Below are 16,610 nucleotides of genomic sequence, written 5' to 3' on the forward strand. Positions count from 1 at the left end.
CAAGCAGGTCAGAACGGCAGCCGCGCATTCTCCTTGACCTCCTTCATGACGAAGAAAGTTCGGGTTTGCCGAACCCCCGGCAGCGCGATCAGCTTCTGCCCGTGCAGCTTGTTGAAGTCCGCCATGTCGCGCACGCGGATCTTCAGCAGGTAGTCGAAGTCGCCGGCCACCAGGTTGCAGTCCAGAACTTCCTTGAGCTGCAGCGCGGCCTCCTCGAAAGCGGCGAAGCTTTCAGGCGTCGAGCGATCCAGCACGACGCCGACCATGACCAGCGCGCCCAGCCCGACTGTCGCGGGCGCGATCTCGGCCCGAACGCCGGTTATGTAGCCCTCTTCGAACAGGCGTTGCGTGCGCCGATGGCAGGTGGCGGCGCTGACATTCACGCGCGCGGCCAGCTCGGCATTGGTCAGCCGCCCCTCGGCCTGGAGCGCCCGCAGGATCCTGATATCGACTCGGTCCAAAGCTGGTGCGGAAGAATCTTCCATTTTATTGATCCAATATGGATGGCTTAGTCAATTTCCTCGCATCTTTATGCTTTCTAGGAAAATTTGGAAGGCAAGATCGAGAGCACCCCTCGCATGAGTCGGTCTATTCTCCGTCCAACGAAACCAACCACGGTGGAGACAAACCCCTTGTCGCTTCTCGCAAAATTCGAACGCTACCCGCTGACCTTCGGTCCGACGCCGATCGAGCATCTGCCGCGCCTCAGCGCGGCATTGGGCGGCAAGGTGCAGGTCTACGCCAAGCGCGACGACTGCAATTCAGGTCTGGCCATGGGCGGCAACAAATTGCGCAAGCTCGAATACATCGTGCCCGATGCCATTGCCTCCGGCGCCGACACGCTGGTCTCGATCGGCGGCGTGCAGTCGAACCACACGCGCATGGTCGCCGCGACGGCCGCCAAGATCGGCATGAAATGCGTGGTGATCCAGGAAAAATGGGTGCCGCACTACGACGCCGTCTACGACCGGGTCGGCAACATTCTTCTGACGCGCCTGATGGGCGCCGACAGCCGGCTGGTCGATGACGGCTTCGACATCGGCATCCGCAAGAGCTGGCAGGACGCCATCCAGTCGGTGAAGGATGCCGGCGGCAAACCCTATCCGATCCCCGCCGGAGCCTCGGTGCACAAATATGGCGGTCTCGGCTATGTCGGCTTTGCCGAGGAAGTGGCAAACCAAGAGGCCGATCTCGGCTTCAAATTCGACTACATCATCGTCTGCGTCGTGACAGGCTCGACACAGGCCGGCATGATCGTAGGTTTCGCCGCTCAGGAGCGCGCCGACCGGGTGATCGGCATCGATGCCTCCGGGACGCTCGACCAGACGCGCGCGCAGGTGCGCCGCATCGTCGACGACACCGCTGCCCTGGTCGGGTTCGGCCGCACCGTGCGCGAGGACGAAATCGTCATCAACCCCGACTATGCCTATCCCGCCTATGGCGTTCCGTCGCAAGAAACCAACGACGCGATCCGGCTTGCGGCCCGCACCGAGGCGATGATCACCGATCCGGTCTATGAGGGAAAGTCGATGCAGGGCCTGATCGACCTGGCCCGCAAAGGATTCTTCCCCGAGGGCTCAAAAGTTCTCTACGCGCATCTCGGTGGCGCGCCGGCGATCAACGGCTACAGTTATTACTACAAGGACGACGGCGGCAGCCGGAAAAGCGCTCCGCATGACGACGCGCTGCCACCGCTCTTCCCCTGAAGACTTAGCGGATCTCGCCGCCATTGGAGAAATGCCATTCGATCAGCGGCTTCATGTGCCCCATCAGCCCATCCGGCAGGTCGGTGCCATTGCGGATGATGACCGGACCCTCGATCTCCGGTTCATCTTCGCTGGCGACGAAAGCGCTGATGCGGCGCGCCAGTTCGTCTGCAGGTTCGGCCACCCGATAACGGCGGAAGATCACCGTTCCGCTCGGCGTGGAGAGCGCATGCCAGCGCCGTCCGCGCTCGGCCGTCGAAAGATCGATGCCCGTCTCCTCGCCCACTTCGCGGATCATGTTGAAGTCGACATCGATCAGGCCGTCGCGGAAATCGATCGGCTCGAACGAGCCGGCGGCGAAATAAATCCTCCCCGCATTGACCGTATGCGCGCCCATGCGGATCGCCACCAGCGCATTGTCGCCGGCAACCAGCACGGCGTGACCGTAGACATGCTCGGCGCCGCTCGCTTCGCGGTTCTTCCGCCACAGCATGAAGGTCGAATATTTCACCGCATGGCAGCGACCGGAGAGCCGGTTGTCGCGATAGCTGAGCGAGGAAAGCAGCACGACCGTACCGTCATACAGCGCCGGTTTCTCTTCGGTCTCGCGCCGCCAGTTCTCGGCGATCGCCGCTTGGTTCTCGCGTTCGAACGGGTGCTGTTCGGCGACGAGCCGCACGTCGATCGCGTCGACCGGCAGGATGGTGTTGCGAGGTAGGTCGAAGCTCATCAGCGTCACGCCATGTTCAAGGTGATGGCCACCGGGCAGTGGTCCGATGCCTTCGGCCTGTCCCAGCCGGCGCGGGGGAAACGCTCGACCTCCTGCCCGGCCGGGAAGATGGTGCGCCAGGGCTGGCCGTTGCGGATGATGTCGGGCACCGCCGTCGCGTTCTTCGCCGCCAGCCCCTTCGAAAGCAGGATGTAGTCGAGCTGGCACAAATGCCGCTCCTCCGGCCCGCGCGTATGGTAGAAACTCCAGCGGTCCATCTCCGGCCGCCGTTCGACGACGTTCTCGCAAAAACCGCCGGCGGTCAGCACATTGATCGACGACTGCGCCTCGTCGACCACCTCGAAGCGGTAGCCGTCGATCGAGTCGCCTTGGATCTTCACCCGCTGCCGGTAATCGTTCATGTCGCCGCAGATCGCCCAGCGCTTGTCGGAGGCCCCGCCCTTGCCAGCAATGTCCTTGCCGAAACGCTCCTCGATGATGCGGCGCACGGCTTGCGCCTCGGCGATGCGCAGCGGCATCGTCGCCTCGCGGCCATCGAGCCCGTTGCGCGGCGGACCCATCGATTTGAAATGCACGAGATAGAGCGTCAGCGGCGCGCCGCCGATCCTGAGGTCGATCTCGAGGCAGTCGCGCCGGAAGATGCGCTCGCTCGCCTGGTGCCCGAGCGCGGCGAGCTCCGGCGTGAACAGGCCGAACTCATCGAAGGTGACATAGGCATGGCTGGTCATGCGCACGAACTCGATCGGCTGGCCCTGCGCGGTCTCGTTGCGCATCATCAGCGCGACGTCGATGCCCCGCGTGTCGTTGCCGGCGGTAGTGTATTTCTGGCGGTAGCCCTGCCCGACCATCTTGAACAGATAGCCGTATTCGAAGGCTTTCAGCGCCTCGATATTGTCAACCTCCTGCATGCAGATGATGTCGGCGCGGGTTGCCGCAATCGCCAGTGCCGTCAGCTGGCGCGTATCGTCGGACTGCGCGATGGTGCGCGCCTGTTCGAGGATCCGGTATTCGGCCTCGCTCTGGATGTCGAACAGCGCCAGCGTGCGGTCTTCGTTAAGCTGGTTGCGGTAGCCCGAGAAATCGAACCTGTTCATCAGATTCTCGACGTTGAACGTGGCGAGGCGCAGCGACATGGCGCTGACCTTTGCCCGCAAGCACGGGCGAAGACAAGAGCCAGCCGCGATGCTCGCCATGGTTGACGGAACCTTTCCGTTCATCCTCCGTTCAGACGGAAAGTCCCAATAATAGGCCTCTTCCCGGGGTGTTCTGGGGCGTGGGGCCGTGGATCCTTGGAGAGTACAATGAAACCGCTCTTTTCTTCCCTCAAATCCGGGCTTCTTGCCCTGGGCCTTGTTGCTGGCGTGACGGCCCCGTCCGTGGCCGGCCCGATCCTGCAACCCGATCTTGGCGCGCCGACGAACAATGCCGCACCGAACATAATTCCGGTGCGTGACAGCTGGGCCGGCAACAACAACGCCAGCAACTTCGAGAACTGGCGCTGGCGCAATGGCCGGGGCGACTACAGATGGCGTGGCGGCAACCGCAACTTTTCCCGCAACTGGGATAACGGCGGCGACTGGCGCTGGCGGCATCATCGCCACCACCGGCGTTTCGATGGCGGCGACGCCGCTATACTGGGGCTTGGCCTTGGCCTCGGCTTGGGCAGCGTCTACGGCAACTACTATGATCCCTACCAGTATGACTATTACCCGCGCTACGTTCAGCCGCGGCGCGTCTATCGCACGCAGCGGCTGTCTCGCGCCCATGTCGAGTGGTGCTACGACCGCTACCGTTCCTACCGCGCCTGGGACAATACGTTCCAGCCCAACTACGGCCCGCGCAAGCAGTGCTGGTCGCCCTATAGTTGATATATTACTAATATAGAAAGAAACGGCGCCGATATGGCGCCGTTTCTATTTCTAAGGTCCGTATGAACGCTGTGATAACCTTAAATTTATCAACCAGACCTATTCCACCGTGCCGATGCCCCAAGTAATGATGCGCCGCGATGCACGTCGCGATGACATGCCCGCCATGGCCGAAGACCATAACAGATCCCAACACCGGCAGCGCGTGCTCAAGGGCGCCACGATCATAACCGGCGTCACCAATTCCGAGGTGAAGTGCACGGTGCGCAACATGCATTCCAAGGGCGCCGAACTGAAGGTGCCGATCGAGGCGCGCGTGCCCGACGAGTTCCTGCTCTACGTGCCGATCGACGGCATCGGCTACAAGGCAGTGGTCCGCTGGCGCCGCGAGGATCGCATGGGCGTCGAGTTTGTGGGCACAGAGCCGAAGCCGCGCTGGCACTACGGCTGAGGCTGGCTTCCCGGCCAACTGAGCAGCCAAGAAAAAGCCGGCGGATCGCTCCGCCGGCCTCGATAGTGCGAGCGAAAACCTTCGCTTAGTTCTTGGCCTTGTCGACCAGCTTGTTCTTCGAGATCCACGGCATCATCGCGCGCAGCTTGGCGCCGACTTCCTCGATCTGGTGGCTGTCATTGTTGCGGCGGATGCCCTTGAAGCGCGACAGACCGGCGCGGTATTCCTGCATCCATTCCGACGTGAACTTGCCGGTCTGGATGTCCTTCAGCACCCGCTTCATCTCGGCCTTGGTCTCGGCGGTGATGATGCGCGGTCCCGAGACGTACTCGCCCCATTCGGCGGTGTTCGAGATCGAGTAGTTCATGTTGGCGATGCCGCCCTCATAGATCAGATCGACGATCAGCTTCACCTCGTGCAGGCACTCGAAATAGGCCATTTCCGGCGCATAGCCGGCTTCCACCAGCGTTTCGAAACCAGCGCGGATCAGTTCGACCAGGCCGCCGCACAGCACGACCTGCTCGCCGAATAGATCGGTCTCGCATTCTTCACGGAAATTGGTCTCGATGATGCCCGAGCGGCCGCCGCCGACGCCGCAGGCGTAGGAGAGCGCGAGGTCGAGCGCATTGCCCGAAGCGTCCTGGTTGACGGCGACCAGGCACGGCACGCCGCCGCCCTTCTGGTATTCGCCGCGCACCGTGTGGCCCGGGCCCTTCGGCGCGATCATGACGACGTCGACGGTCGACTTCGGCTCGATCAGGCCGAAATGCACGTTGAGGCCGTGCGCGAAGGCGATCGCAGCGCCGTCGCGGATGTTCGGCGCGATCTCGTTCTTGTAGATGTCGGCCTGCAATTCGTCGGGCGTTGCCATCATCATCAGGTCGGCCCATTTGGCGGCTTCCGCCACGCTCATCACCTTGAGCCCGTCGGCCTCGACCTTCTTGGCGGTAGCCGAACCGGACTTGAGACCGATGGCGATCTCCTTGGCGCCGGAATCCTTGAGGTTGAGCGCATGAGCCCGGCCCTGGCTGCCATAGCCGATGATGGCAACCTTCTTACCCTTGATCAGATTGAGATCGGCATCACGATCGTAATAGACACGCATTTTGGTCTTCCTTCCCGTTTGAAGATCAGAGGCCTCACGGCCGGTTTTTTGCTCCGAAAAGAGCGAGAAACTGCTGCGTCGCGCGGCGGGCATCGCCGCCGATCGTCGCCTCAGTCAATTCCACCCGGTCGCCGAGCAAGAGACGGATCTGCACATCCCGGCCGACTAGTCCGAAAAAGGTGCGGAACGCCGTCTCGGCGTCGTCAAACTCGAGCAAACCGGCCTGGCGGCCTGCCTCGAGCACCGGCTTCAGCCGTCTGGCCAGCGCGAAGCGGCCGTTCTGCAGCACGACCGCGCCGAGATCGTCCTTGCCGGAACCCGCATGCCCGACGGCCACACGGTTCAACGCGATCGAAGTGTCGCTGGAGATAACCTTCAGCCAGTCCGAAGCGAAGCGCTCCAGGCTGGCTGTCAGCGAGCCGAGGTCGAGTGTGTCGCGATCGACCGCCGCGACGCGCACCTTGGATGCCTGCCACTGCACTGTGGCGGTGAGCAGCCCGTCGCGGTCGCCGAACCACTTGTAGAGCGTTTCCTTGGAGCAGCTTGCCCGCCGCGCCACCGCGGTCATGGTGAGGTTGTCGCCCTCCTCGACCAGCAGGCGCAGTGCTGCATCGAGAACGGCTTGCTGCCGCTCCGTCAGCGCTTCACTGGTGTCGATCTCGGCCGGTTGCAACACGAACTGTTCTCGATTCTCGGCTGCCTCAAGAGGCGTACCGTACGTTACGGTTCGGCTTATGGCGCATTCCGGCTCCCGGCGCAAGAGCCTGTACCTGACAATCGAGTTACTATCCGATAGGCGGGTGCCGCAGTCGCCCGAGCAGCGCCGCCAGCGCCTCCAGCTCTTCGGCCGAAAGCTTCTCATCCATCAGACCGGCAATCGAAGCGCCATAGACGCCCCAGATGCGGCGGCGCATATCGCGCCCGGCCGATGTGATACGCACGATCTGGCCGCGACCGTCGTCGGAGGCCGGCAGCTTCTCCACCAGCCCATCGGCTTCAAGCCGGCCGAGGAGCCGTGATACGCCGTACTGCGCCAGCAGAACGCGATCGATCAGTTCGAAGGGACGCAAGCCGCCCTCGCCTGTCTCGGCAAGTTCATGCAGCACATCGTACCAGGCAAGCGGAGGCAGGCCCGCTTCCTTCAAGGCGTCTTCCGCCTTTTCGACCAACTGGCGCGAGACACGCATCAAGCGAGCCCAGGCGGTGGCGGCTTGGTGGGAGGGGGATGCCTTGGTCATTGGCGCAGACTAGCGGATAGATGCATTTGCATCAAGATTGACTCTCGATGCACTTGCATCTATATAAATGCAAATGCATCGATATGGAGAAGTCCGATGAAGCATGAATCAACTGTGGCTGATGGGCGTGAAATGACCGCCAAACTCACGCTCGTCAGCCATCATTTATGCCCCTATGTGCAGCGCGCCGCGATTGCGCTTGCCGAGAAAGGCGCGCCGTTCGAGCGCATATACGTCGACCTTGCCGACAAGCCGGACTGGTTCAAGGCCATTTCCCCGCTCGGCAAGGTGCCCCTGCTCCGGGTAAGAAACGGCGGCGACGAGGAGACCATCTTCGAGTCCGCGGTCATCCTTGAATTCCTTGAGGAAACGGAGGCCAGTCCGCTGCATCCTGGAGATCCTCTCATTCGGGCCAGGCATCGCGCCTGGGTGGAATTCGGCTCGGCCATCCTCAACGCCATCGGCCGGTTCTACTCCGCCGCCGACGAAGCCGAGTTTGTGAAGGAAAGCAGAAGCCTGTCGGAAATGTTTGAACGAGTGGAGGCAGAGCTGGCGACCAGATCAAGCGACCCGTGGTTCGGCGGCGACAGCTTCTCAGTGGTCGATGCCGTCTACGGTCCGGTTTTCCGCTACTTCGACACATTCGACCGCATCGGTAATTTCGGCATTCTGGACGGCAAACCCCTCGTCCGGGCGTGGCGTGAAGCCTTGAGCAAGCGGAAATCGGTGAAAGAAGCCGTTGTAGCCAACTATCCGCAGCGGTTGCACGCCTTCCTGCTGGCGAAGAGATCCTATCTGTCCGAAATCATCCAGCGGCAGGCCATTGCGATTCCGCAAGCCCGATCCGCTTGAACGGGTCGACCAATGTTCCGGCCACCATGGCGGCGAGGAATTGCGGTCCCGGCGGGACCTTCGCCAGCCCCGCCACCAGGCGGTCGCGGATGAAGGGCAGCACGGATGAGTCCGACTGGTAGAACGGCGTCAGCGACAGGGACAGCGCCTGGAAGATGCGGACATGCCAGCGCCTGGCCTTGGCGTAGGCGTCGAGCGCGTCGTCGATGCCGTTGGCGTGCGCCACCGCGTGGCTGAGCGCCGCGGCGTCGAGCAGCGCCATATTAGCGCCCTGGCCAAGCTGCGGGCTGGTCGAATGCGCGGCGTCGCCGATCACCGCCAGCCTCCGGCTGGCCGGCCGCGTCATTGTGTGGTGACCGTAGCGGGCGAGAGACAATTGCTCGAAGCCGTCGATCTGGCCGGTGAAGGCTTCGCATGCCGGCCATACAGAGATCACCCTCGCCTTCCAGGCGTCGAGGCCCGCCGCCCTTACTTGATCGGCATCGTCCGGCTTCAGGCTCCAGAAGAACGCCGCCATATCTTCCGCACCAGGCTCCGGCCGGCCAATTGGCAGCACCCCGACCATGACGCTCGCTCGGTCGTAGCGCTGCAGCAGCGCCCCAGTATCGAAGCCGTCGCGCCAGGCCAGCGAGGCCCAGAAGGCGCCATAGGCGAGCGGGCGCGGCGTCGCCGCGTCGCCAAGCCACTGCCGCAGCTTTGAGCGCGCGCCGCTGGCATCGACGACCAGGTCGAACGGCCCGAGCCGCTTGCCGTTGGCGCATACAAGCGTAGCCCGCTCAGCCGTCTCGAGCGTTTCGATCTCGACATTGGTTTCGATCGCGATCGCCTCGCGCAAGGCGGCGCGGTGCAGCACACCGAACAGCGCCGCGCGATGCACGGCAAGGCCGAAGCGGCGGCCGCGCCGGGCGTCGTAACGGACTTCCAGCACCGTGCGCCCGGTCCGGGCATCCGTACCGTGCAGCCGCTCGATGCGGCTGCCGAGCGCCAGTATGTCGTCGAGCAGGCCGAGATCGGCAAGCACCGTCAGCCCGGTCGGCTGCAGCATGAGGCCGGAGCCGACTGGCTTCGGCTCGTCGAAACGCTCGAAAACGGTGACCCTGTGCCCTGCCCGGTTGAGATAGAGCGCGGCGGCCAATCCGGCCGGGCCGGCGCCGGCTATCGCGATCTCCAGATTTTTGCTCATTGCCCGCCCACACCCACCGGCGGGCAGATTTCCTGATCGACGGCGTCAAATCAACTTGGCGTTTTGACGCTTGCCAGTGGGAAAAGATCGCTCAGCGAAAAAAGACCGGGTTCAGATCCGGGCGTCGAAGGATGCCCGCGCCTCGCGCACCGCCTCGTGGTTGAGCTCGGCCCATTGTACAAGCTGATAAAGCGGAACGAACATCGATCGTCCGAGATCGGTCAGGCTGTATTCGACGCTCGGCGGCTTGGTCGGGAACACTTCGCGATGCACGTAGCCGTCGCGCTGCAGCTCATGCAGCGTCTGGGTGAGCATGCGTTGCGAGATGTCGGGAACCAGCCGCCGCAGTTCGCCGAAGCGATAGGGCTTTTCCGCCAACGCCATGACCAGCAACGGGCTCCATTTGCCGTTGATGCCATGGATGACGTCGCGAACCGGGCAATCGGCGAAATTGGCGCCGTCGGTCATGGCTTTGTAGATCTCGAGCTTCGTTTTCAGATTGACGATCTTGCCGTCCATCGGTGGTTCCCTGCCTGTGCCTACCTCCCGAAAAACTGCCTTCTTTACGACCGGGGGTCAATTCCTAATTTAGTGCTGGTCTCTTTTCGAGACCACCAACAGCACCCGCCAAAAGGCGCAATTCAGGAACCTCCCATGAGCGAAACCCTCCTCGTCACCGGCGCTTCCGGCCAACTCGGCCACGGCGTCATCAATCATCTGCTGGATGCGCAGAAAATTGCGCCGTCAAGCATCATCGCCGCGACCCGCAATCCCGAGAACCTCGCCGATCTCGCCGCGCGCGGCGTCACCGTCAGGGCCGCGGATTTCAACGACAGCGCTTCCCTGGAAAAGGCATTTGCAGGCGCCGACCGGGTGCTGATCATCTCGACCGGCGACCTCGACCTCAAGACTGGCCGGCGCCTGAAGCAGCATGAGACGGCGGTGGCCGCGGCAAAGGCGGCGGGCGTCTCGCATCTCGCCTACACCTCGATGCCCAATCCCGAGCCCGGCTCCCCGGTGCTGTTTGCCGGCGACCATTACGGCACCGAGCAGGCGATCAAGGCGAGCGGCATTGCCTACACCATCTTCCGCAACGGCTGGTACCAGGAGAACTTGTTCATGGCGCTGCCGCATGCCATTGCCTCGGGCAAATGGTACTCCTCGGCAGGCGACGGCCGCATCGCGCACGCCGCGCGCGACGACATGGCGGCCGCCATCGCCGCCAGCCTTGCATCCGGCTCCAAGGAGAGCCGCATCTACACGCTGACCGGCCCGCAGGCCTACACCACGAGCGAGGTAGCGGCGTTGGTCAGCGACGTCACCGGCAAGCCGATCGAAGTGATCCAGGTTCCGGACGAAGGCCTAGCCGAGGGCATCAAGGCAGCCGGCGTTCCGGAGGATTTCGCCCGCATCATCGCCTCTTTCGACACCAACACGCGTGCCGGCCGCATCGCCGAGGTGACGGACACGGTCGAGACACTGTCCGGCCGCAAGTCGCGGACGCTGAAGCAGTTCCTCGAAGCGAACAAGGCTGCCCTGCTCGGCTGATAACGTGGCGCCTCGGGGCTGTCCTCGGGGCGCTATTTCGGCTTCTTGAGCAAGCCAAGCCGGACCAGGCTTTCCCCGGTTGCGACGAGCGCCTCTTCGCGCGAGCGCGGCGCCCAGCCGAGAAGGCGGACCGCCTTGGCGCTTGTCGCGTTCCTCGGTTTGCCCAGTTCCGTCACGATCTGCGCCGCCTGCCCGTCGAACAGCCCGACGATCCTGACCAGCCAATCCGGCAGCACCCGCGTCGTCACGCGCGACGCGGAGGTGCCCAGCCGCGCCTTCAAGGTCCGCGCGATCTCCAGCATGGTCATGAAGTCGCCGCTGATGGCCAGGAAGCGCTCGCCCTTGGCGGCGGGATCGACCATGGCGCGCAGATGCAAATCCGCCACGTCGCGCACGTCGACCACGCCGAACACCATGCGCGGCAGGCCGGGCAACTCGCCGTTCAGCATGCGTCCTATGAAATCCGTGGAGGTCGAATGGTCCGCTCCCAGCACCGGGCCGAAGATGCCGACCGGATTGACGACCGCCAGTTCCAGCGCGCCGCCCTCGCCGGCGATGAAATCCCAGGCCGCCCGCTCGGCAAGCGTCTTCGATTTGACATAGGCGCTCACCTTCTCGGAGAGATTGGTCCAGTTCGCCTCGGTGAAGGGCTGGCCGGCAACCGGCGTCTGGCCGTAGCCGATAGCGGCGAAGGATGAGGTGAGCACCACGCGTTCGACGCCGGCATCGCGCGCGGCGCGCAGCACGCGCAACGCGCCCTCGCGGGCCGGAACGATCAGATCGTCCTCATGTTTCGGCACGCCGGGCGGGAATGGCGAAGCGACGTGAAGCACATACCGGCATCCGGATACCGCCTCCGGCCATCCATTGTCGCTCATCAGATCGGCATAGGCGAAGAAAAGCGCGTCGCCCGGCTCGGCGCCGCCGATCTTCAGCATGGCGAGAACATCAGCCTCGCGCTTGGCGGAGCGCACCGTGGTGCGCACGCGGTAGCCTGCGTTCAAAAGCGCCAGGATGCAGTGGGCGCCGAGGAAGCCGGAGCCGCCGGTCACAAGCACCAATTCGCCGCTCATGCCCGCCTCCCGCCGAACCAGCCGATGCGAGGCAGTCTGTCAGATCGCGACCTGCGTGCCAATCTCGACGACGCGTCCTGTGGGAATCTGGAAATACTCCGTCGCGTCCGCCGCTGTCTTGGCCAGGCCGATGAACAACCGATCCTGCCAGATCGGCATGCCGGAATTGGGCGAGGCTTTCAGCGAACGTCGCGACAGGAAGAAGGACGTCGTCATGATGTCGAACTTCCAGCCCTGCTTGCGGCAGATGGCCAGCGCGCGCGGGATGTTCGGCTGCTCCATATAGCCGAAGGTCAGCGTCACCCGCATGAACAGCTCGTTGACCACCTCCAGCTTCACCCGCTCGCTGTCGGGCACCACCGGCTGCGGCGCCGTCACCACCGACAGGATGACGTTCTTTTCGTGCAGCACCTTGTAGTGCTTGAGGCTGTGCATCAGCGCCGTCGGCGCGCTCAGCGGATCGCTGGTCAGGAACACCGCCGTGCCCGACACCACCTGCGGCTTCTTCTTCAGAAGATTGGCCGCCAGGAAGTCGAGCGGGATTTCGTTGCGTCGGGTCTTGTCGAACAGATAGCGGCTGCCGCGCACCCAGGTCCACATGCCGAGGATGATGGCGAAGGCCACCGCCAGCGACGCCCAGCCGCCTTCGAACACCTTGACGATGTTGGAGGCGAAAAAGCCGATGTCGATGAAGGCAAACACCACCGTCAGCGCGGCCGCCGGCCAGATGTTCCATTTCCAGATGCGCGTCATGATGATGAACAAAAGCGTCGTCGTCACCAGCATGTTGCCGGTGACCGAGATGCCGTAGGCGGAAGCCAGCTTGCTGGATTCGCCGAAGCCGACCACCAGCATCATCACCACCAGCGCGATCAGCATGTTGACGCGCGGCATGTAGATCTGGCCGGACTGTTTCTCCGACGTGTGCAGGATTTCAAGGCGCGGCAGCATGTTGAGTTGCACGGCCTGGCGGGTCAGCGAATAGGCGCCGGAGATCACCGCCTGGCTGGCGATGACCGTCGCCGCCGCGGCAAGCACCACCATCGGGATGAGCGCCCAGCCCTCGTTCATCTCGAAGAACGGGTGGCCGACCACGCCGCCCTTGGCGAGCACGAAGGCGCCCTGCCCGGCATAGTTCAGAAGCAGGCAGGGAAACACGATCGCCAGCCAGGCCAGCACGATCGGCTTGCGGCCGAAATGGCCGAGGTCGGCATAGAGCGCCTCGGCGCCGGTGACGGCCAGGAACACGGCGCCGACGGTGACGAAAGACACGTCCGGCGAATTGATGAAGAAGGCCACGATGTAATGCGGGCTGATCGCCCACAGGATCTCCGGATCCGTAATGATGTGGTTCAGGCCCGAAAGGCCGATGGCGAGGAACCAGATGGCGGTGACGGGGCCGAACACCAGGCCGACGCCGCCGGTGCCGAAGCGCTGCACCGCAAACAGCATCGCCAGGATCAGCAGCGTCAGCGGCACGACATAGGGCTGGAAGGCAGGCGTGACGACATTCATGCCTTCGACCGCCGACAGCACCGAGATCGCCGGCGTGATGACGGCATCGCCGAAGAACAGCGAAGCGCCGACGATGCCGATGCCGAGCACGATCGCCGAGCGCGTCGGGAAAGTGCCGCGCGCCAGCGCCATCAGCGACAGCACGCCGCCCTCGCCGCGGTTGTCGGCGCGCAGCACGAACATGATGTATTTCACCGTCACCGTGATGGTGAGCGACCAGATGATCAGCGATAGCACGCCGAGAATGTCGGCGCGGTTGGCGACGTCGCCGCCCGAGGAAGCATGCAGCGCCTCGCGGAAGGCGTAGATCGGGCTGGTGCCGATGTCGCCATAGACGACGCCCAGCGCGCCCAGCATCAGCACCTTGGTGCTGTGCTGCCCGGTTTCCGGGTGGCTCGACTGGTCGACGGGTTCTGCCTCAGCACCATTGGCAAGGGCCATGGACGACACTCCGATAAAACGCGCGGTGCTCTACGCTTGCTGCAGTGCAATATCAAGTGCCCTTGCGTGAGGGCACCCATGCCGCGGGTGCACGGCTTTGCGTATACGGAGCGCAGAAGCCTGTTCATCCGACGCAAAGCAGCAGCGTCAGATCGCGACCTGGGTGCCGATCTCCACCACGCGTCCGGTCGGGATTTGGAAGTACTCGGTCGCATCCGCCGCCGAGCGCGCCAAGCTGATGAACAGCCTGTCCTGCCAAACCGGCATGCCGGAGTTGGGCGAAGCCTTGAGCGAGCGCCGCGACAGGAAGAAGGACGTCGTCATGATGTCGAACTTCCAGCCCTGCTTGCGGCAGATGGCCAAAGCGCGCGGAATGTTGGGCTGCTCCATATAGCCGAAGGTCAGCGTGACCCGCATGAACAGCTCGTTGACGGTCTCCATCTTGACCCGCTCGCTGTCGGGCACCACCGGCTGCTGCGCCGTCACCACCGATAAGATGACGTTCTTCTCGTGCAGCACCTTGTAGTGCTTCAGGCTGTGCATCAGCGCCGTCGGGGCGCTCAGCGGATCGCTGGTCAGGAACACGGCCGTGCCCGAAACCAGCTGCGGCTTTTTCTTGAGAAGATTGGCCGCCAGAAAATCGAGCGGGATCTCGTTGCGGCGGGTCTTGTCGAACAGATAGCGGGTGCCGCGGATCCAGGTCCACATGATCAGCCCCATGAGGGCGGCAACCGTGATCGACACCCAGCCGCCTTCCACGATCTTGACGACATTGGCCGAGAAGAAGCCGAGATCGATGACGCCGAACAGCAGCGCCAGCGCCAGGGCGATCGCCAGCTGCCACTTCCAGCGCCAGCGCATGACGACGAACAACAGGATCGTCGTCATCAGCATCTCGCCGGTGACCGAGATGCCATAGGCGGAAGCGAGCGCGCTCGAACTGCCGAAGCCGACGACCAGCAGCATCACGCCGAGCGCGACCAGCAGATTGACCCGGGGCATATAGATCTGCCCGCTCTGCATCTCGGAAGTGTGCTGCACCTCGATGCGCGGCAGAAGGTTGAGCTGCACCGCCTGCCTGGTCAGCGAGAACGCGCCGGAAATCACCGCCTGGCTGGCAATGACGGTCGCCGCCGTGGCCAGCCCGACCATCGGCATCAGCGCCCATTCCGGCAGCATCTGGAAGAACGGATTGGTCGGCTTGCCGCCATGCGACAGCACGAAGGCGCCCTGGCCGAAATAGTTGAGCAGAAGGCACGGGAACACGATGGCGAACCAGGCCATGACGATCGGTTTGCGGCCAAAATGGCCGAGATCGACATAGAGCGCCTCGGCGCCGGTCACCGCCAGGAACACCGCGCCGACGGTGACGAAGGCGCCCGTCGGCGTCGTGGCGAGATAATGGATCGCATAATAGGGATTGATCGCCAGAAGCACCGACCAGTCGTCGACGATGTGGTAGAGGCCGGCGGCGCCGATCGCCAGGAACCATGTCGCCGTGACCGGTCCGAACACCGCCGCCACCTTGCCGGTGCCGAAACGCTGCACGGCGAAAAGCACCGCCAGGATGACAAGCGTGATCGGAACGACATAGGCGTCCAGCGCCGGCGTGACGACTTCGAGGCCTTCCACCGCCGAAAGCACCGAGATGGCCGGCGTGATGATTGAATCGCCGAAGAAAAGTGCTGCGCCGCAAAGGCCGATCACCAGGATGAGCTTCGATCCCGGCGGATAGGCGCCGCGCGCAAGCGCCATCAAGGACAGCGTGCCGCCCTCGCCATTGTTGTCGGCCCGAAGCACGAAGGCGACATATTTGATGGTGACGATGATGGTCAGCGCCCAGACGATGAGCGACAAAACGCCAAGCACGTCGTTACGCGCCACGACGCTGCCCGAGGCATGCAGCGCCTCGCGGAAGGCATAGATCGGGCTGGTGCCGATATCGCCATAGACCACGCCGAGCGCACCGAGCATCAGCAACCGGATGCTGTGTTGGCGCTCCTTTTCGCCATGGCTTGCTCGTTCGAGGGTTTCCGCCTCGCCGTTGGCATTGGCTAGCACCATGAACCCCACTTCGTCAGCCGCACGGCGCTTTCCACGCGCCGCGATGGGCAGGATCCACGAAAACACCCGGAGCTACGCAAGGCTTCCTCGCCCTACCATCCACAAGCCTTCAGGAACCGTCCCACCGTGCCGGCCATGCCATACTCCAGCGCATCCGCTGTCAACCCATGTCCGATCGATACTTCGGCCAATGCCGGGATACGTTTTGCCAAGGCAGGCAGATTGCCGACGGTGAGATCGTGGCCGGCATTGACCTGAAGCCCCGCAGCCGCAGCGGCGTCGGCGGTTTTTCCCAATCGTTCCAGGATCTTGCCGGCCTTGGCGGAATCCGAATGGCAGCTGCCATAAGGGCCGGTATAGAGCTCGATCCGGTCGGCGCCGGTGTCGCGCGCGGCATTTATGCCGGCCGGATCGGCATCGGAAAACAGCGACACGCGAAAGCCGCCTTTCTTCAATCGCTTGACGATCGGAGTGAGGAACGCGGCCTGGGCGACGAAGTTCCAGCCATGGTCGGACGTCGCCTGCGCCGGATCATCCGGCACCAGCGTCACCTGCTCCGGCTGATTCTTCTCGATCAGCGCCAGGAAATCCTCGCTCGGATAACCTTCGATGTTGAATTCCGCGCTTGGAAACTCGTCGTCGATCAGCGCCCGGATTTCCGGCAGGTCGGAATGCCTGGTGTGGCGCTCGTCGGGTCGCGGATGCACCGTCAATCCATGCGCGCCCGCGGCGAGCGCGAGGCGGCCTAGGCCGATAACGCTCGGCCATGGCAAATCGCGCCGGTTGCGCAGCATGGCGATGGCATTGAGGTTGACCGAAAGCTTGGCGGGCATGAA

The 16,610-nt window shown here is 63.6% G+C and carries 17 protein-coding genes; 5 read left to right on the forward strand and 12 right to left on the reverse strand.

Features of this window, described 5'->3' with window-relative positions:
- Nucleotides 1-8: 8 nt before the first annotated feature.
- Nucleotides 9-485 carry an Lrp/AsnC family transcriptional regulator gene (locus FJ988_RS18320; RefSeq protein ID WP_140819750.1) on the reverse strand — a complete coding sequence of 159 codons (477 nt, stop codon included), beginning with the start codon at nucleotides 483-485 and terminating at the stop codon, nucleotides 9-11.
- A 147-nt stretch (nucleotides 486-632) separates the two neighbouring features.
- Here FJ988_RS18320 and FJ988_RS18325 point away from each other — a divergent pair, with 147 nt between their 5' ends.
- Nucleotides 633-1,706, forward strand: a complete 1,074-nt coding sequence (locus FJ988_RS18325) for a 1-aminocyclopropane-1-carboxylate deaminase (RefSeq protein ID WP_140819751.1) — start codon at nucleotides 633-635, stop codon at nucleotides 1,704-1,706.
- A gap of 4 nt (nucleotides 1,707-1,710) precedes the next feature.
- Here FJ988_RS18325 and FJ988_RS18330 read toward each other — a convergent pair whose 3' ends face one another.
- Both FJ988_RS18330 and FJ988_RS18335 read right to left on the reverse strand, forming a co-directional pair.
- Nucleotides 1,711-2,436 (reverse strand): hypothetical protein, encoded by a 726-nt coding sequence (locus FJ988_RS18330; RefSeq protein WP_140819752.1) that lies wholly within the window; start codon nucleotides 2,434-2,436, stop codon nucleotides 1,711-1,713.
- A 5-nt stretch (nucleotides 2,437-2,441) separates the two neighbouring features.
- Nucleotides 2,442-3,569, reverse strand: a complete 1,128-nt coding sequence (locus tag FJ988_RS18335; RefSeq protein WP_140819753.1) for an endonuclease/exonuclease/phosphatase family protein — start codon at nucleotides 3,567-3,569, stop codon at nucleotides 2,442-2,444.
- A 168-nt stretch (nucleotides 3,570-3,737) separates the two neighbouring features.
- Here FJ988_RS18335 and FJ988_RS18340 point away from each other — a divergent pair, with 168 nt between their 5' ends.
- Together FJ988_RS18340 and FJ988_RS18345 are read left to right on the forward strand one after the other, a co-directional pair.
- Nucleotides 3,738-4,304 (forward strand): BA14K family protein, encoded by a 567-nt coding sequence (locus tag FJ988_RS18340; protein ID WP_140819754.1) that lies wholly within the window; start codon nucleotides 3,738-3,740, stop codon nucleotides 4,302-4,304.
- A 166-nt stretch (nucleotides 4,305-4,470) separates the two neighbouring features.
- Complete coding sequence (locus tag FJ988_RS18345) at nucleotides 4,471-4,755, forward strand: PilZ domain-containing protein (protein ID WP_140819755.1); 285 nt, start codon at nucleotides 4,471-4,473, stop codon at nucleotides 4,753-4,755.
- A gap of 85 nt (nucleotides 4,756-4,840) precedes the next feature.
- On the opposite strand, the gene ilvC is transcribed toward FJ988_RS18345, so the two are convergent.
- The 3 genes from ilvC to FJ988_RS18360 form a co-directional block, all read right to left on the reverse strand.
- Nucleotides 4,841-5,860, reverse strand: coding sequence for a ketol-acid reductoisomerase (ilvC, locus tag FJ988_RS18350; RefSeq protein WP_140819871.1), 1,020 nt, complete (start codon nucleotides 5,858-5,860; stop codon nucleotides 4,841-4,843).
- 34 nt (nucleotides 5,861-5,894) lie between these two features.
- The gene (locus tag FJ988_RS18355) at nucleotides 5,895-6,536 is read right to left on the reverse strand and encodes a TetR/AcrR family transcriptional regulator (RefSeq protein ID WP_181183579.1); all 642 of its coding nucleotides are present in this window, start codon (nucleotides 6,534-6,536) and stop codon (nucleotides 5,895-5,897) included.
- Nucleotides 6,537-6,645: 109 nt separating this feature from the next.
- Nucleotides 6,646-7,047 carry a MarR family winged helix-turn-helix transcriptional regulator gene (locus tag FJ988_RS18360; protein WP_407067733.1) on the reverse strand — a complete coding sequence of 134 codons (402 nt, stop codon included), beginning with the start codon at nucleotides 7,045-7,047 and terminating at the stop codon, nucleotides 6,646-6,648.
- 183 nt (nucleotides 7,048-7,230) lie between these two features.
- On the opposite strand from FJ988_RS18360, the gene FJ988_RS18365 reads away from it, so the two are divergent.
- Complete coding sequence (locus FJ988_RS18365) at nucleotides 7,231-7,950, forward strand: glutathione S-transferase family protein (RefSeq protein ID WP_140819872.1); 720 nt, start codon at nucleotides 7,231-7,233, stop codon at nucleotides 7,948-7,950.
- Here FJ988_RS18365 and FJ988_RS18370 read toward each other — a convergent pair.
- Nucleotides 7,904-9,133, reverse strand: coding sequence for an NAD(P)/FAD-dependent oxidoreductase (locus tag FJ988_RS18370; protein WP_140819757.1), 1,230 nt, complete (start codon nucleotides 9,131-9,133; stop codon nucleotides 7,904-7,906). The two genes, FJ988_RS18365 and FJ988_RS18370, sit on opposite strands and share 47 nt — an antisense overlap.
- Before the next feature lie 111 nt (nucleotides 9,134-9,244).
- Nucleotides 9,245-9,652 carry a helix-turn-helix domain-containing protein gene (locus FJ988_RS18375; RefSeq protein WP_140819758.1) on the reverse strand — a complete coding sequence of 136 codons (408 nt, stop codon included), beginning with the start codon at nucleotides 9,650-9,652 and terminating at the stop codon, nucleotides 9,245-9,247.
- Nucleotides 9,653-9,787: 135 nt separating this feature from the next.
- On the opposite strand from FJ988_RS18375, the gene FJ988_RS18380 reads away from it, so the two are divergent.
- Nucleotides 9,788-10,681: an SDR family oxidoreductase gene (locus tag FJ988_RS18380; protein ID WP_140819759.1), complete on the forward strand. Its 894-nt coding sequence runs from the start codon at nucleotides 9,788-9,790 to the stop codon at nucleotides 10,679-10,681.
- A 32-nt stretch (nucleotides 10,682-10,713) separates the two neighbouring features.
- Here FJ988_RS18380 and FJ988_RS18385 read toward each other — a convergent pair whose 3' ends face one another.
- The 4 genes from FJ988_RS18385 to FJ988_RS18400 form a co-directional block, all read right to left on the reverse strand.
- Entirely contained in the window at nucleotides 10,714-11,754 is a 1,041-nt protein-coding gene (locus FJ988_RS18385; RefSeq protein WP_140819760.1) for an aldehyde reductase, read from the reverse strand.
- A 39-nt stretch (nucleotides 11,755-11,793) separates the two neighbouring features.
- Entirely contained in the window at nucleotides 11,794-13,710 is a 1,917-nt protein-coding gene (locus FJ988_RS18390) for a potassium transporter Kup (protein ID WP_140819761.1), read from the reverse strand.
- Nucleotides 13,711-13,857: 147 nt separating this feature from the next.
- Complete coding sequence (locus tag FJ988_RS18395; protein WP_140819762.1) at nucleotides 13,858-15,774, reverse strand: potassium transporter Kup; 1,917 nt, start codon at nucleotides 15,772-15,774, stop codon at nucleotides 13,858-13,860.
- A 92-nt stretch (nucleotides 15,775-15,866) separates the two neighbouring features.
- Nucleotides 15,867-16,607 carry a pyridoxine 5'-phosphate synthase gene (locus FJ988_RS18400; RefSeq protein ID WP_140819873.1) on the reverse strand — a complete coding sequence of 247 codons (741 nt, stop codon included), beginning with the start codon at nucleotides 16,605-16,607 and terminating at the stop codon, nucleotides 15,867-15,869.
- Between the last annotated feature and the right edge of the window lie 3 nt (nucleotides 16,608-16,610).

Origin of the sequence: Mesorhizobium sp. CU3 (genome assembly GCF_006442965.1) — a bacterium.
Taxonomy (GTDB): Bacteria; Pseudomonadota; Alphaproteobacteria; order Rhizobiales; family Rhizobiaceae; genus Mesorhizobium.

Excerpts from the sequence above, each read along its gene's own strand:
- FJ988_RS18320 (WP_140819750.1), bottom strand. The coding sequence starts at position 485 with ATGGAAGATTCTTCCGCACCAGCTTTGGACCGAGTCGATATCAGGATC.
- FJ988_RS18330 (WP_140819752.1), bottom strand. The coding sequence starts at position 2,436 with ATGAGCTTCGACCTACCTCGCAACACCATCCTGCCGGTCGACGCGATC.
- FJ988_RS18335 (WP_140819753.1), bottom strand. The coding sequence starts at position 3,569 with ATGTCGCTGCGCCTCGCCACGTTCAACGTCGAGAATCTGATGAACAGG.
- FJ988_RS18340 (WP_140819754.1), top strand. The coding sequence starts at position 3,738 with ATGAAACCGCTCTTTTCTTCCCTCAAATCCGGGCTTCTTGCCCTGGGC.
- FJ988_RS18345 (WP_140819755.1), top strand. The coding sequence starts at position 4,471 with ATGGCCGAAGACCATAACAGATCCCAACACCGGCAGCGCGTGCTCAAG.
- ilvC (WP_140819871.1), bottom strand. The coding sequence starts at position 5,860 with ATGCGTGTCTATTACGATCGTGATGCCGATCTCAATCTGATCAAGGGT.
- FJ988_RS18360 (WP_407067733.1), bottom strand. The coding sequence starts at position 7,047 with ATGCGTGTCTCGCGCCAGTTGGTCGAAAAGGCGGAAGACGCCTTGAAG.
- FJ988_RS18365 (WP_140819872.1), top strand. The coding sequence starts at position 7,231 with ATGACCGCCAAACTCACGCTCGTCAGCCATCATTTATGCCCCTATGTG.
- FJ988_RS18370 (WP_140819757.1), bottom strand. The coding sequence starts at position 9,133 with ATGAGCAAAAATCTGGAGATCGCGATAGCCGGCGCCGGCCCGGCCGGA.
- FJ988_RS18375 (WP_140819758.1), bottom strand. The coding sequence starts at position 9,652 with ATGGACGGCAAGATCGTCAATCTGAAAACGAAGCTCGAGATCTACAAA.
- FJ988_RS18380 (WP_140819759.1), top strand. The coding sequence starts at position 9,788 with ATGAGCGAAACCCTCCTCGTCACCGGCGCTTCCGGCCAACTCGGCCAC.
- FJ988_RS18385 (WP_140819760.1), bottom strand. The coding sequence starts at position 11,754 with ATGAGCGGCGAATTGGTGCTTGTGACCGGCGGCTCCGGCTTCCTCGGC.
- FJ988_RS18390 (WP_140819761.1), bottom strand. The coding sequence starts at position 13,710 with ATGGCCCTTGCCAATGGTGCTGAGGCAGAACCCGTCGACCAGTCGAGC.
- FJ988_RS18395 (WP_140819762.1), bottom strand. The coding sequence starts at position 15,774 with ATGGTGCTAGCCAATGCCAACGGCGAGGCGGAAACCCTCGAACGAGCA.
- FJ988_RS18400 (WP_140819873.1), bottom strand. The coding sequence starts at position 16,607 with ATGCCCGCCAAGCTTTCGGTCAACCTCAATGCCATCGCCATGCTGCGC.